The following is a 14,223-nucleotide window of genomic DNA, read 5'->3' on the forward strand; positions in this document are numbered from 1 at the left end:
TCTTTTTTCTATAAATAACGGGCCATACGCACCAAGACGGTCTCGCGCGGAAACAACGCCAGCACGGCGTCAACCGATGGCGTATGCGTCTGACCTACCAGCATCACGCGCAAAGGCATCGCAAGCTTAGGCATCTTAAGCGTATGCTTAGCCAGCAATTCCTTGATCAGCAGCGCCAGCGCCGGTGCCTGCCACTCGACATCGGCAAACCGTTCGGCCAGTTCACGCAACGCAGGCTTTACTTCCTCAACCAATTGTTCATCGAGCAGGGCCTGATCAGGATGCACATCGGCATAAAACACTTCAGCCTCATCCGCCAGTTCGAGCAGCGTCGCAACACGCCCCTTATAGAGCGCGATCACGTCTTCCAGTTTCGGCGCATTGCTCGCTACAATGCCGCGCGCCAGCAGGTGCCCGCCTACCAGCTCCGCCAGACGGGTGTTGTCCGCCAGCTTGATGTAATGCTGATTAAGCCAGCGCAGCTTTTCCGGATTGAACTGTGCCGCCGATTTGCTGATGTGCTCCAGATCAAACCATTCGACGAATTGTTCGACCGAAAAGACTTCTTCATCGCCATGCGACCAGCCCAGACGCGTCAGGTAATTGATCAGCGCCTCAGGCAGAAAGCCGTCTTCGGCATATTGCATCACACTCACCGCCCCGTGGCGCTTCGACAGCCGCTCGCCATCGCTGCCCAGTATCATCGGCACGTGCGCATACTGCGGCAGGGTCGCGCCCAGCGCCTTCAAAATATTGATCTGACGCGGCGTGTTATTGACGTGATCATCGCCGCGTATTACCTGCGTGATCCCCATATCCAGATCATCTACCACCACACAGAAATTATAGGTCGGCGTGCCATCCGGACGGGCAATGATCAGATCGTCCAGTTCGCTGTTTTCGAAAACAATCCGCCCCTTGACCATGTCGTCCCAGGCGGCAACGCCCGTCAACGGATTTTTAAAGCGTACCACGGGCTTCACACCCTCCGGCGGCACCGGCAGCACCTTGCCCGCCTCAGGACGCCAGCATCCGTCATAGCGAGGCTTCTCGCCGCGTGCACGCATGGCTTCACGCATGGCTTCGAGTTCATCGGGCGTGGTGTAACAATAATAGGCATGGCCTTGTGCGATCAGCCCGGCGAGCACTTCCTTGTAACGGTCCATGCGCTGCATCTGATAAAAAGGACCCTCATCGTAATCCAGGTTCAGCCACGACATCCCGTCCAGAATTGCCTGCACCGAAGCCTGGCTCGAGCGCTCGAGATCCGTATCTTCAATGCGCAAGATGAATGTCCCGCCGAGCTTTCTGGCATAGGCCCATGAAAACAGCGCGGTGCGCGCGCCGCCTATATGCAGATAACCGGTTGGACTGGGAGCAAAACGGGTACGAGTCGTCATAACGGCCTAACAATTAAACAAAAGGGGGCACATTTTACGAGCTTTGCATGCGCCCTGCTTAAGTAAATTGATGCCTGCAGGATTAAATGCCTGCGCTACAAACAAGCGCGCCAGCACAGCTAAAGCCGCGACTTTGCTCAACACGCCCTGCACATTTTCTACACGGGCACAGACAGGCTACATGCAACGAGGCCAAAATATACCGTTCACACCCGAATTAATACCGCTCATCAGGGCAGGCGCGCCGTTGAGGCAATTAGTTTAATTATGTCCGAACGGACTTGAGTTTAAACCCCGTTGCGCGTAAATTTGCGCTCAGAAAATGACACGTACAGATGTCAAATAATCAATGAACAACTCAGGGGAGCAAAGGCGTGACAGGAAATTACACAGACAATTTATCCGCCCTTGATGAAGATGGCCTTATTTCCAACCGACAATCGCAGCAGCTGAGCCTATGAATAGCACAGACCCACTCACAGGACTTCTGGGGCGCTTCGGCTGCTTAGCGGCGGCAGGACGATTTGCCGCGACATCACAATCCCAGCCTTACGCGGCTATCTGGATTGATCTGGACCGTTTCAAACGCATCAATGAATCCTTCGGACACCCCGGAGGCGACGAAGTGATCAAGGATCTCGCTGTCCGGCTGCGCAATCGTGCCAGCGGCCGCGCCGAAATTGCCCGCATGGGAGGAGATGAGTTTGTCTTCCTCGTGCCTCGCTGCAACCGGACAAGCGCGGAAAATTTTGCCCGTGAACTTGCCAGTACCATCAGTGAAATCATCAATATCGGCAATCTGACACTCTGCCCTACCGCCAGTATCGGCATCGCAATTTGCGACACGGATGAAAGCTCCCTCGCCTTACTCGAGCGCGCAGACCGTGCCATGTATGCGGCCAAGGACAAAGGAGGAAACTGTATCGTTTTTTCCGGCGACGAACCCATTCCGGGCAGACTGGGCATCACGCTGGCGCGAGAAGAAATTTCAATTGAAAGCATGCTGCACGATGCGCTGGAAACGGGTGGTCTGTGCCTGCACTATCAGCCTATCATTCTTGCCAATGGAAAAATTGAAGCCGTCGAAGCTTTAATGCGCTGCACCGTTAACGGCATCAACCTGCCGCCGGGAAAATTTATCCCGGTTGCCGAAAAGACCGGACTGATCGTCCGACTCGGCGAATGGAGTTTATTGCAAGGCGCATTGCAAGCGCGCCAGCTTCAGGATGCCGGATATCACACCAAGGTGGCCATCAACGTCTCACGCGCTCAACTCGTTTCTTCCAAGTTCACGCAGGCGCTGCATGCGGCGCTGATCTGCTCCAACGTAAAACCGGAATTGATCGAACTGGAGCTGACCGAATCGCTGTTCATGGACATCTCCGATACGGTGCAGAACAATCTTAAAAATGCCATTGCTGCGGGCGTGAGTTTATCGATTGACGATTTCGGCACGGGCTATTCATGCCTGGCTAACCTGAAAGACATTCCGGCCAAAAAACTCAAACTCGATCGCGCTTTCGTGACGGTACTGCCGGAAGATCGCCGCGCCCTTGCCGTGGTCCGTGCGATGACGCAACTCGGGCACGAACTGGGAATGACGGTGGTCGCCGAAGGCTGTGAACACCAGAAGGAAATCGACGCCTTGTTCGATGCAGGCGTCGATGCAATCCAGGGATTTTTCTACGCAAAACCGATGCCCGAAGAAGCCCTGCTTCACTGGCTTCAGAACAGGAATACACAATGACGCAAACCCTGCACGATACCTCCCCGTCAGCCGTTGACAACCTGATCGAACGTTCCATACTCGACGTCGGCATCCCCCCCTGCCCGCTGATCTTGGATCGTTTTATGAATGAGGCGCGTCTGGAGGAACCTGACTTTAACCGGCTGGCCAGTATTATCGGCAGCGATGTCGGCCTGTCAGCCGGACTGATCAAAACAGCCAACTCGCCCTACTTCGGTTTGCGTCAACGCGTGCGATCCGTCAATGAAGCGCTCACCATACTGGGACTCAAACCAGCCAGTCGTGCGGTAGCAGGCATTATTCTGCGCAAGGCTTTTCCTAACGTGCCGAATATGGAGCGTTTCTGGGACGCCTCCGCCCGTATTGCATATTTGTCAGGCTGGCTAGCCCAACACTTAAATATCCGCGGCCTGCGCGCTGAAGACACCTATACCTTCGGCCTGTTCCGCGACTGCGGCATCCCGGTGTTGCTCGGACGTTTCCCGCAGTATGAAAAAATTCTCAATGAAGCCAATGCAAGCACGGAACAAAGCTTTACCGAAATCGAAAATAACGGCCTGTCCACCAACCACGCGATGATCGGTTGCATACTCGCGCAAAGCTGGTGGCTGCCTGAGGAGATTTGTCTGGCGATACGCAATCACCATGACCTCACTGCGTTAGAATCGCTGAGTTCTCAAATCCCGCTACTCAGCCGCAGACTGATTGCCACCGCACAACTGGCCGAGCACATCGTGCAAAAGCAGCTCGGCCTTAGCATGACGCACGAATGGAGCAAGCTGGGGGATGTCAGCCTGCGTATTTTAGAACTTGACGAGGCACAGCTTAATACACTGTATTCTGAGGCGGAATCCGTTGTTAACAGCGAGCTTTAATCCGGCTCAAAGCTTAAATGGACGAGCGATCCGCTTATAAAGTTACCGCCAAAGCTGTTATGCTCCAAACTGATTAAAATATCCGTCTGCATCCTGCCTGCCATGTAAAATAATGGATTGTGAATACACATCGCGGCAACGCTAACCGATTTTGAGCACGGCCCTAATGACAAGTGAAAAGTTCAAAATAGTAATCGTTGGATCCGGGCCCGGCGGCCTGTCAGCCGCTGCCCGCGCAGCGGAACATGGCATCAGCCACCTGCTGCTCGAAGCCGCACCACAGCTGGCCAATACCATCCACCACTTTCAAAAAGGAAAGTCGGTAATGGCGGAACCCTCCGTGCTACCGCTACGCAGTACTATCAGCTTCGGCGCCGGCATACGCGAACACATTCTAACTACCTGGCACAACGAACTCGGCGGGCTTGGGGTCAATTTTCGTGTCGGTTCAGCCGTTACCGCCATTACAGGAGAAGCGGGCGCCTTCGAAATCACACTGGCATCGGGCGAGTCATTCAGCGCCGAATTCGTCGTGCTTGCCATCGGCGTGCAGGGCAATATTCGCAAACTGGCCGTACCGGGGGAAGACCTGCCCGAGGTGCAGTACCATCTGGACGACCCGGAAGCATTCCGCGATGAAACCATAGTCGTCGTTGGCGGCGGCGATGCCGGCGTAGAAAATGCACTGGCGCTGTCTGCGCAAAACCGCGTGATTTTAATTAACCGTCAGGAAGAATTCAGCAACTGCAAGGAGGCCAACTTTGATCAGCTGACGGCGGCTATTGCACAGGGAAAAATCGAAACCCGCGTCAGCACGCTGACCGAACGCATTGAAGCGTCCAACACCGGCAATTTCAAGCTGAGCTATCTCGCGCAAACGCCTGAAGGTCACGAGCAAATCGAATGTCACCGCGTCATCGCGCGTCTGGGGGCAAAGCCCCCCCGCCAACTGGTGGAAAGTTTCGGTGTCACCTTCCCGAACAGCGACTCGACGTCCGTTCCCCAGTTGACCGAACAATATGAATCAAACCTGCCGGGTTTATATATCGTTGGTGCGCTGGCAGGTTACCCGCTCATCAAGCAGGCGATGAATCAAGGCTACGAGGTCGTCGAATATATTCTGGGCAATCCGGTCGAACCGGCCGACGAAGCGCTGCTGAAACAAAAATTTGCCGGCGTACCCGACATACACACGGTCAGCGAGGGAATTGCGCTGCTGCGCATCAACCAACCCCTGCTCGCGCCGCTCACGACCTTGCAATTACGTGAATTCATGCTCGACAGCAGCGTGCGCATCCCGGCACGCGGCGAGGTTATTTTCAGCCGCAACGATTACAGCAACAGCTTCTTTTCGATCCTGGAAGGCCGCGTGGCGGTGCAAACGGAAGACCAAAACGGCAACGAAGCCGTTTTTGCCCTGGGAGCTGGCAACTTCTTTGGTGAAATGGGACTGTTGTCCGGCCGCCGCCGCTCAGGCACCGTTGTCGCCAGCGAAGACTGCGTACTGGTCGAAACGCCGCGCCGCTCAATGCTCAAACTACTCTATTCTGCTGCCGGTGTTCAACGCAAACTCGACGAGGTATCCCTCAAACGCGCCGTGAGCAGCTGCCTTGACACCTCACTGCCTGAAAGTGAACTCAGCTATCTGGTGCAGGGTGCGCAACCCAGACGCTATGCGGTGGGGGATGTGCTGTTTAAAGAAGGGGACAAGGCGGACGGCCTGTATATGATACGGCGCGGCTCGGTCACCGTATCGCGCATCGTGGCGGGCAAAGAGGTGGTGCTAGCCTATGTGTCAGCGGGAAATTATGTAGGAGAGATGGCGCTGATGTCGAGTCAGCCGCGTTCAGCGACGGTACGGGCAGCCTCCCCGACCGAAATCGTCTTATTAGAATCGGTCCGCGTCGCCGAAGTGCTGGGCAGAAACACATCGATGCGCCGTAAGGTCGACAGCCGTTATATGGAACAGATGCGCTCCGATGAACACGCGCTGTCGAGCGAGTCGAGCGAACTGATCAATTTCCTGATGGGTCAGGGTGTCGGTGAAGCCACCGATGTGCTGCTGATCGACTATGCACGCTGCATACGCTGCAACAACTGCGAAACCTCCTGTGCGGATGCGCATGACGGCACTTCCCGTCTCGACCGGGAAGCGGGTTCAACCTTTGCGCAAATTCACGTTCCCACATCCTGCCGGCACTGCGAGCATCCCCATTGCATGAAGGACTGCCCGCCCGACGCAATACACCGCTCGATCAACGGCGAGGTATTCATCAGCGACAATTGCATAGGCTGCGGAAACTGCCAGACTAATTGCCCCTATGGCGTGATTCAAATGGCGGTAAAACAGGATTATCAAAAGCGCAGCATCTGGCAAGTCATGCTGGGTATTTCCCCGTCGCAGGCGAAACCAGCAGCAAGCGATGCACTGCCTAAAGTCGCCGTCAAATGCGATATGTGTAAAGACATCATCGGCGGCCCCGTCTGCGTACGGGCCTGTCCAACGGGTGCTGCGTTTCGCGTCAGCCCGGAAAATTTCATGGAATATGTCAAGTAGATCGCCTGCACACTACCGGAGTCGAGAATGAACAAGATGCAAGGCGCTACGCTGCTCAAATACAAGAATTTCCGCTACCTCAAAGCCACCAGTGCATTGATACTGGTCGCCATCACCGCCTACGCGCTGATCAATCCCGCCGGTGGCGAATCCTACGGCGGCACATGGTTAGGCTACACCTTAGGGACCCTCTCCACCCTGATCATGCTGCTCCTGATGTGGTATGGCGTGACCAAACGACGCATCACGGGCGCACCGGACAGACGCGATGCTCGCCGGCAATCCGCGCCCTCAGGTCAGGAGCGCCGCAGATCCCAGACAAAATCGCGCAACGGCGCCACGCTTCAGGAATGGCTCTCGGCGCATGTCTATCTAGGGGCATCGCTTGTCGTACTGGTCACACTGCATACCGGATTTCATTTCGGTCTGAATGTGCATACGCTGGCCTATGCGCTGATGCTGCTCGTCATTAGCAGCGGTTTATACGGGCTGACCGTCTACCTGAATTATCCCAGATTGATCACTCTCAACATGGGGGAGGAAACGCTGGAAGATCTGATGCTAAAAATCAATGAACTGGATGAACTAGCCCGTACCCGCGCACTGGGATTACCCGACGAAATCAATTCCCTGATTGCAAAAGTGCGCAATGAAACGCGTATAGGCGGCACGCTCTTACAACAATTGAGCGGCAAGCAATATAATTGCCCGACGAGCCAGGGCGTCGAACAACTGCGCATATTGAGCGAAAAATACAATCGGGATGAGCAGCCAAAAATCATGCGGGATCTCTATTCTCTGTTGCTGCGTAAAGAAAAAATGGTTTTGCGGGCAAGAACGGAAGTCATGCTCAAAGCACGCATGGAATGCTGGCTCTACCTGCACGCACCGCTAGGGATTGCCCTGCTGGCCGCACTGACGGCACACATCGTTTCCATCTTTTTTTACTGGTAACCAGAATGATTTCCTGCCTGTTAATTCATGTCTCGCGTAACCCGCAGGGACTGCCTGTTTGCAAGGACAGCTTCATTTCGGGTGCGACGATCGAAATTGGCCGCGGAGCCGCATGCAAAATCCACCTGCTCGATCACCGCGTCAACCAGCTGCATGCATCCATCGTCAGATCTGAAAACGGCGCGCTGTTCATCAACGGCGAGAAAAATGTCACGCTGAAAATCAATGGTTATATCGCTCAGCACGCGGAACTGACACCTGGAACACAGATAGAAATTGGCCCCTATTTGCTCATCGTCGAACCGCTAGCCGGCGGGTATGACCTGATTTTATCTATCGAACTGATTCATCCGCTCAATCATACCGAGGCAGCAAAACCGGACACCCCGCTCACCGTTGCAGCACTCGGGTTGAGCAAACGAAAGTTCGGGTTTAGCCTTGCCGCTGGCATTTTGTTTTTGTTCCTGTTTTTGCCTATGCTGCCGCATTTTTCGGCCGCATTGGACAAGTGGCAGGTAAGTCTCCCCCTCACCTTAACGGGCGCCTGGAGTCCGGGTTCGCTCGCCGGCGGACACCGCATGCTGGATGCGCAATGTTCGTCCTGCCATCAAAAGCCGTTCACTGCGATTTCCGATGAAACCTGTACCGTGTGTCACACGCAAGTAGGTCGCCACCTTGAAAAAGAAGCGTTGCAGGATAAAACCTTCCATACGATGCGCTGTACCAATTGCCATATCGACCACAAAGGCGCCGAACGCCTGCTGCTGCATGACTCATCGAAGTGTGTGAGCTGCCACGATAATATCAAACACAAGCTTGCCGACACGCAACTGGGCAACGTCAGCGATTTTGCAGCAGGTCATCCGCCCTTTCGACTGTCCCTATTCAAGGGAGACGGCCTAATCCGCCTGCGTCAGGATAATAAAGCCGGCTTAACCGAACAATCCGGATTGAAATATTCACATCAGGTTCATCTGGCCAAGGAAGGCATTTCGACGCCGGAGGGAGATACCGTGATGCGCTGTCAGGATTGCCACAAACTGGAAGAGTCCGGGCGACATTTTTCGGCGATGACGATGAAAAACACCTGCCAGCAATCGGGGTGTCATGCGCTTGATTTCACAGAGCCTGTGGAAGGATTGGCGCCGCACGGCTCTGAACATGCCGTCATGGACAGGTTACGCGAGTTTTATATCAACTGGCTGGCCAGCACACCTGAAAATCAGTCTGCATGTCAGAATAACGCCGACACACCATCGATGCTGTCCTGTGCAAATGAACTGGCTGATAGAAATGCAGCCGCAACCCTGTTCAGAACCCGCCCCGTCTCCAAAAAGGACCGGCTGGAATGCGGCGAATGTCATGAAATCAAACCCAGCGGCGAAAAGGAAGTCCCGTGGAAAGTCACGCCCGTACGCATCAATCGTGACTGGCAGCCCGGCGCTGTGTTTAACCATGCCAAACACGAAACGATGAAGTGCACGGATTGCCACGACAAGCTAAATTCAAAATTCAGCGCAGACATCGCGATACCTGCGATTACAAAATGCCGCGAATGCCATAGCGGTAACCGACCTGCAAAGGGGATGGTGACCAGCGGTTGCGACAGCTGCCACCGCTTTCACCAGCCGGCGAAATAGCACGCCGCTGATGCAGCCCCCCCCCGCACTTGAGTATTTTTTAAGGATGCTTAGTATGAGCAAAGTTGTCAATTCGGCAGAATATCTTCTGAATCAGTTGGGCGAATTAAGTTATCACCTAAGCAACGTTCCTCATCGTGATCGTAGTTATTTTGAGAAACCGCTGCAAATCATCAATAACACACTGGGATTTCATATCGGTGTGCTGTACAAAATCACTAATGTGATTGAACAGGATCTGATTTTAGAAGTAATGACCGTTTGCAATCCTGATCACATCAGGCCCGATTTGCTCGAAGGCACTAAGCTGTGCCTTAATATTGAGCACCCGCCGCTGGAATTTACCAATGAAGTATTGGCTTTCAAGAACCGGAATGTCTCGGCCATCAATATCCCCGGCTGGGGGTGCGATATGGTGGGCAGCATTTATCTGCCGGAAAATTTAGGCTACGGTTATTTGCTGGCGGGAGATTTTTTCGGCGACGAGTCCGACATTAAAGAGCATGAAGTACGCATGTGCGAAATCATGTGCAATATGCTCAGCGCCGTGCTGATGAAAACCCAATTTGAAGCGCTGGCAAGCTATGACAGCTTAACCGGTCTGATGAACAGCCGCGCCATCCGGGAAGAACTGGAAAAATCCGTCCAGCGCCAAATGCGAAAAGGCCATACATCCGGTGCGGTGGTGCTCGCGGACATCGATTTCTTCAAAAAAATAAACGATGAATACGGACATATTCAAGGCGACTCGGTGCTGCAAGAAGTGGGGGCACTCTTTAATGCTGCGATACGCAAGCATTTAGATGTCGCAGGCCGCTATGGCGGTGAAGAGTTCTTGCTGATTTACGAAGATACCGAAATCAATCAGGTGCTAGCGATCGTTGAGCGCCTAAGACTCACCATTGCCGGGCATCGATTTGCAAAAATCGGGCCGACAGGTCATGCGCTGGAGGATGAATGGTTACAGGTGACCCTGTCTTTTGGCGTTGCAAGACTAAACCAACACCCGCTGAAAAACGGCAAAGCGATCTTATCACTGGCTGACGCTGCGCTATATCAGTCCAAAGCCGCCGGCCGCAATCGAATCACGCTCAGCGAGCACGACATCACGGAATAAGCCCCTGGTACAGGAAGAATGCATACCCGCCGATCAGGCCAACGCCCAATACACGTGGAACACGCCCGAGAGTCGCGATAGACAGAAAGTGGACCACCCCGGCACTCAGGATGACATAGACCCCCATAGACAAAAAAGCCGGCACCTGTATGGGATTGAACACCGAGAACAGACCGATGCACATGGGAATGCAAATGTGCCCGTCACCGATTTGCGAACTCATCACGATGTCCTGCCGGCCGATACGCGTATAGTACAAGGCAAGAAACGCATTAGGCACCACCATCAATAAGCCGCTAAACCACCCCAGCCTGGCAAAGCTGAACAGCGGATTTTCGGTATGGCTCACCCAGGTCACAAGGTGATCGACGGCAAAATAGATGCAATAGGCGCTGGCAGCGAGCAGCATGACATCGGTTGCGATAGACCAGTGAAACGCCTGATTCTTTCGGATTTTATCTTTCAAGACTTCAAAAACATGCAAGATCTGCCAGAACAGAAAAAGTCCAATCAATACCAGCCCGTCATAAAAATCGAGTACGCCATCACGGGCCAGCGCCCACAACGTACCGGTAAACAGGAATAGTGCGATCAGGGTAAACAGCAAATTCAGCCGGTTGATACGGAAAAATTCAGCATGTCGTTTTGCAGCACTTTTTTTGACCACCGCAGCAGAGCCAAACAGCGCGGAAAGGCCGAGCAGCAAAGTAAGGTTAGTGGCATTGTTGACCAGGCAATTCTCGATGACCAACCCGCCATTACCGGCCGACTTGCTCATCACATAGGCGAACACCAGATTGGCAAATCCAGAGCAGTAAGGCATGATGAGCGTACCCAGCACCGTGCCTTCAAAGCCCTTGCTCTCCATCGCGTGCAGACGCCAAATCATCATAAAACTTGCCGCAACAAACACGATAAGCAAGCCCAGAGGATGGGTCAGATAGATTTGAATGGTATCGATATCGCTTTGCACTGTTAGATGAGACTGTTTTATAGTGAATGGGAAGTAGAACTCATCCGGCGTTTTATCGTCAAGCGATGAATACACGGTAGTGGCGCAAAGAGGCGGTGCACACCCCACCTCATTTGGGTAAACTACGTCATTTTTTTGAAAGCTGGTTGCAATGAAAAACAGGTCCTCACTTCAGGCTGATGCGGCTGCCGAACGCATCGTCCAACATTTCCAGGCGAACGGCTTTGCCGGCATCACCGAAGCCTTCATTATTCAGATACGCAAAAAAGCGGGCAGTCGAACAGAAATTGAAACCGCCTTCGAATTAACCTTCGAACAGGAGAAAATGCCCCCCGTACAGCAGTTCTTCGAAATTCAGCCCTGCGGATATTTTTCAAATTTTCGTACGTTCACGGAAGCAAAATCAGCCATTCCGTCAGATTTTACCGTAAGCCTGCGCCATGAAATTCCCCGCCTGTTTTTTGATGACGCGCCCGTTGTCGTTGACGATATTTTGGCGAGCAGCACTAAATATGATGTCCTAATGAAACTTCAGGACAATATTGACGGTTGCGCAATCGCTATCCTGCTCAACGATCCTGACGCATCATTCCTCGACTACATAGGCACCCATCACGGCTACGACTGGCAGACAATCATGGGCGACTTCAAAATCACCACCAGCTCCTTAGCATCCGAAATAAATCTGCTCTGAGCTGCTGCGCAGTCATTTGGCGCTTCGATGCAGGCTTACACCGAAGCGCACCATTGCGGCGACGATTGCAAGACGCATAAAAAAAGCCGCTGATTTCTCAGCGGCTTTTTAATGTTGGCGGAGTGGACGGGACTCGAACCCGCGACCCCCGGCGTGACAGGCCGGTATTCTAACCAACTGAACTACCACTCCAATACGACAGACTACTTACTTCTTGCTACTTTTCAGCAGCTATTTGGTGGGTGCTGACGGGTTCGAACCGCCGACAATCGCCTTGTAAGGGCGGTGCTCTACCAGCTGAGCTAAGCACCCGTATCTACTACAAAAACCCTAGGGTTTTTCTGTTTCAGCTGCCGCTTCCGGCAACTTTAACTTAATCTTTGCATCCTTCTTCGCATCAGCGATGTAGGCCTGAAACAGCTCATCACCTGCCATCTGACGCAACTGCTGTGCATACCGGCTACGCTTGACCTCATCGGGCTTAGCACCTTCTTTTACCGCATCAATACGAACGATCGTGTAACCATCAGCGGTTTCCGAACCCACATACTGTGGCAGTTTAGAGCCATCCGCCTGGAACAACTTACGCACCATTGCTGCATCGAGTGCACTATGCTGACCATGAGTAACCGGCTGAGCAACCGACCAATCCAGAGCAGCTTTACCACCCTGCTGCAATTGACCGAGCAGCATTGTACCTTGTTTTACAGACATGTCCAGTGCTATTTTCAATAATAGTTTCTGTTTGATCGAATCAGCAACGTCAGCAAGCCCGCGAACCGCCGCTGGCTTGTGCTCCAACAGGCGCGCCGCAACCAAAGTACTGCCCGCAACTTCGACAGCCGCAGTATTGCGATGATTCTTGATCACATCATCGCTAAAAATCGCCTGCATCATCTTAGCCGTCCAGATCTCGCCCGCAGCAGCCCCCTTGGACAGCCACCCGCTCTGCTCTACTTTGACCCCTGCCAGTACGGCCGCAGGTTTCAGGGTATCGCTTTGCTCATACACCGTATTGCTGAACTTATCAGCCAGCTCTGCGAACGAATCTGCCGCCTTTTGCTGACGCAGTTTGCCGGCAATTTCTGCCTGAACTTCATTGAACGGTGTGGCGCGGGACGCTTTGATCGCCGTTAATTTAATAATGTGATAACCAAAATCAGATTTCACCAGCCCGCTGATCTCACCTGCCTTCAGCGAGAATACCGCCTCGTCAAACGGCTTAACCATCATACCGCGCCCGAACATTCCTAAGTCGCCGCCGTTAACCGCCGACCCCGGATCCTGAGAATTCTGGCGTGCTAAATCGGCGAATTTACCGGGTTCCTGCTTCACCTGCGCCAGCAGCTTTTCAGCCTTTGCTTTTACCGCATCCTGTTCAGCCTGCGGTGCAGTCGCTGCGACCACCAGCAGGATATGCGAGGCCTGACGCTGCTCGGCACTGGCAAATTCGGACTGATGTTCGTCATAATATTGACGCACCTCTTCAGCCTTGATATCCGCTTTCGCAATCAGATCAGCAATCGAAAATTTAACGTATTCGACTTTAACCTGCTCCGGCACCTGAAATTCTTTTTGATTAGCGTCAAAATACGTCTTGATCGCTGCATCGTCCACCTTAGCCTGAGCCATAAATGACCGGCTCAAAATCGGAGCAATACTCACGATGCGCTGCTGCTCATTGATTGCAATAATGTTATCAGCAACGGCGTTCGATACATAACCATTCTGAGTATAGGCATCGCGCATCTGCTGACCGGTTAACTCATCCTTGACGCGCGCCTCGAATATCGCAGGCGTCATGTTTTGCGCTGCCAACGCGCTGGTGTAACGCGCCTTGTCGAATTTACCGCCGTCCTTAAAGGCATCAATCCCGCCGATCACCTGGGCGATCTGCTCGTCCGTCACCGTGAGTCCCGCCGCCTTAGCGCGCTCAAGCAGTAAGCGCTGCGCAACCAGATTATCCAGAATCGCGCGCTTCATCTCCGCTTTTTCGAACAGAGCAGGATCGAAATTTTCCCCCAGCACCTGACGCATCTTGTCTTGCTGCTGCCGCATCGCAGTATCGAATTCTTGCTTGGTGATTTTTTCACCGTTCACCGTAGCCGGCGCATCCGTGTCGCCTGAATGACGGTATGAATCCACACCAAAGAATGCAAATGGCAAAATAATCAATAGCAGGACGATTTGCACAAACCTTCTTTTTTCATGAACAAAATCAAACATAGCAACCCCAGGCGAAATTTATGAACGACAGATATGAAAA

General features: G+C 53.2%; 10 protein-coding genes and 2 tRNA genes. 7 read left to right on the plus strand and 5 right to left on the minus strand.

What is annotated here, in order from left to right; translation table 11 throughout:
* Nucleotides 1-8: 8 nt before the first annotated feature.
* A complete protein-coding gene (gene gltX / locus GALF_RS08065; RefSeq protein ID WP_013293569.1) occupies nt 9-1,400 on the minus strand; it encodes a glutamate--tRNA ligase in 1,392 nt (463 codons plus the stop codon).
* A gap of 457 nt (nt 1,401-1,857) precedes the next feature.
* On the opposite strand from gltX, the gene GALF_RS08070 reads away from it, so the two are divergent.
* The 6 genes from GALF_RS08070 to GALF_RS14985 all read left to right on the plus strand — a co-directional run bounded on the left by GALF_RS08070 (nt 1,858) and on the right by GALF_RS14985 (nt 10,290).
* A complete protein-coding gene (locus GALF_RS08070; protein WP_013293570.1) occupies nt 1,858-3,147 on the plus strand; it encodes a putative bifunctional diguanylate cyclase/phosphodiesterase in 1,290 nt (429 codons plus the stop codon).
* Nucleotides 3,144-4,022 (plus strand): HDOD domain-containing protein, encoded by an 879-nt coding sequence (locus GALF_RS08075; protein ID WP_013293571.1) that lies wholly within the window; start codon nt 3,144-3,146, stop codon nt 4,020-4,022. The genes GALF_RS08070 and GALF_RS08075 overlap by 4 nt, the downstream gene beginning before the upstream one ends.
* A gap of 166 nt (nt 4,023-4,188) precedes the next feature.
* Complete coding sequence (locus tag GALF_RS08080; protein WP_013293572.1) at nt 4,189-6,579, plus strand: cyclic nucleotide-binding domain-containing protein; 2,391 nt, start codon at nt 4,189-4,191, stop codon at nt 6,577-6,579.
* A 27-nt stretch (nt 6,580-6,606) separates the two neighbouring features.
* Nucleotides 6,607-7,533, plus strand: a complete 927-nt coding sequence (locus GALF_RS08085; RefSeq protein WP_013293573.1) for a hypothetical protein — start codon at nt 6,607-6,609, stop codon at nt 7,531-7,533.
* A 5-nt stretch (nt 7,534-7,538) separates the two neighbouring features.
* Nucleotides 7,539-9,173 (plus strand): FHA domain-containing protein, encoded by a 1,635-nt coding sequence (locus GALF_RS08090; RefSeq protein WP_013293574.1) that lies wholly within the window; start codon nt 7,539-7,541, stop codon nt 9,171-9,173.
* Between the two features lie 55 nt (nt 9,174-9,228).
* Nucleotides 9,229-10,290, plus strand: a complete 1,062-nt coding sequence (locus tag GALF_RS14985) for a GGDEF domain-containing protein (protein ID WP_013293575.1) — start codon at nt 9,229-9,231, stop codon at nt 10,288-10,290.
* On the opposite strand, the gene GALF_RS08100 is transcribed toward GALF_RS14985, so the two are convergent.
* On the minus strand, nt 10,280-11,338 hold the full coding sequence (locus GALF_RS08100; protein WP_013293576.1) for a sodium/calcium exchanger membrane region: 1,059 nt from the start codon (nt 11,336-11,338) through the stop codon (nt 10,280-10,282). The genes GALF_RS14985 and GALF_RS08100 overlap by 11 nt on opposite strands.
* A 76-nt stretch (nt 11,339-11,414) precedes the next feature.
* On the opposite strand from GALF_RS08100, the gene GALF_RS08105 reads away from it, so the two are divergent.
* Nucleotides 11,415-11,957 carry a hypothetical protein gene (locus tag GALF_RS08105; protein WP_013293577.1) on the plus strand — a complete coding sequence of 181 codons (543 nt, stop codon included), beginning with the start codon at nt 11,415-11,417 and terminating at the stop codon, nt 11,955-11,957.
* A 115-nt stretch (nt 11,958-12,072) separates the two neighbouring features.
* On the opposite strand, the gene GALF_RS08110 is transcribed toward GALF_RS08105, so the two are convergent.
* From GALF_RS08110 to GALF_RS08120, 3 genes are all read right to left on the minus strand, one after another.
* Nucleotides 12,073-12,149: transfer RNA gene (locus tag GALF_RS08110), tRNA-Asp, on the minus strand.
* A gap of 44 nt (nt 12,150-12,193) precedes the next feature.
* Nucleotides 12,194-12,269, minus strand: a tRNA-Val gene (locus tag GALF_RS08115).
* Nucleotides 12,270-12,287: 18 nt separating this feature from the next.
* Nucleotides 12,288-14,183 carry a SurA N-terminal domain-containing protein gene (locus GALF_RS08120; protein ID WP_013293578.1) on the minus strand — a complete coding sequence of 632 codons (1,896 nt, stop codon included), beginning with the start codon at nt 14,181-14,183 and terminating at the stop codon, nt 12,288-12,290.
* Between the last annotated feature and the right edge of the window lie 40 nt (nt 14,184-14,223).

The organism is Gallionella capsiferriformans ES-2 (assembly GCF_000145255.1).
GTDB classification, from domain to species: Bacteria; Pseudomonadota; Gammaproteobacteria; order Burkholderiales; family Gallionellaceae; genus Gallionella; species Gallionella capsiferriformans.

Bases quoted from the DNA above. Each gene is read 5' to 3' on its own strand.
- gltX (WP_013293569.1), bottom strand. From the start codon at position 1,400: ATGACGACTCGTACCCGTTTTGCTCCCAGTCCAACCGGTTATCTGCAT.
- GALF_RS08070 (WP_013293570.1), top strand. From the start codon at position 1,858: ATGAATAGCACAGACCCACTCACAGGACTTCTGGGGCGCTTCGGCTGC.
- GALF_RS08075 (WP_013293571.1), top strand. From the start codon at position 3,144: ATGACGCAAACCCTGCACGATACCTCCCCGTCAGCCGTTGACAACCTG.
- GALF_RS08080 (WP_013293572.1), top strand. From the start codon at position 4,189: ATGACAAGTGAAAAGTTCAAAATAGTAATCGTTGGATCCGGGCCCGGC.
- GALF_RS08085 (WP_013293573.1), top strand. From the start codon at position 6,607: ATGAACAAGATGCAAGGCGCTACGCTGCTCAAATACAAGAATTTCCGC.
- GALF_RS08090 (WP_013293574.1), top strand. From the start codon at position 7,539: ATGATTTCCTGCCTGTTAATTCATGTCTCGCGTAACCCGCAGGGACTG.
- GALF_RS14985 (WP_013293575.1), top strand. From the start codon at position 9,229: ATGAGCAAAGTTGTCAATTCGGCAGAATATCTTCTGAATCAGTTGGGC.
- GALF_RS08105 (WP_013293577.1), top strand. From the start codon at position 11,415: ATGAAAAACAGGTCCTCACTTCAGGCTGATGCGGCTGCCGAACGCATC.
- GALF_RS08120 (WP_013293578.1), bottom strand. From the start codon at position 14,183: ATGTTTGATTTTGTTCATGAAAAAAGAAGGTTTGTGCAAATCGTCCTG.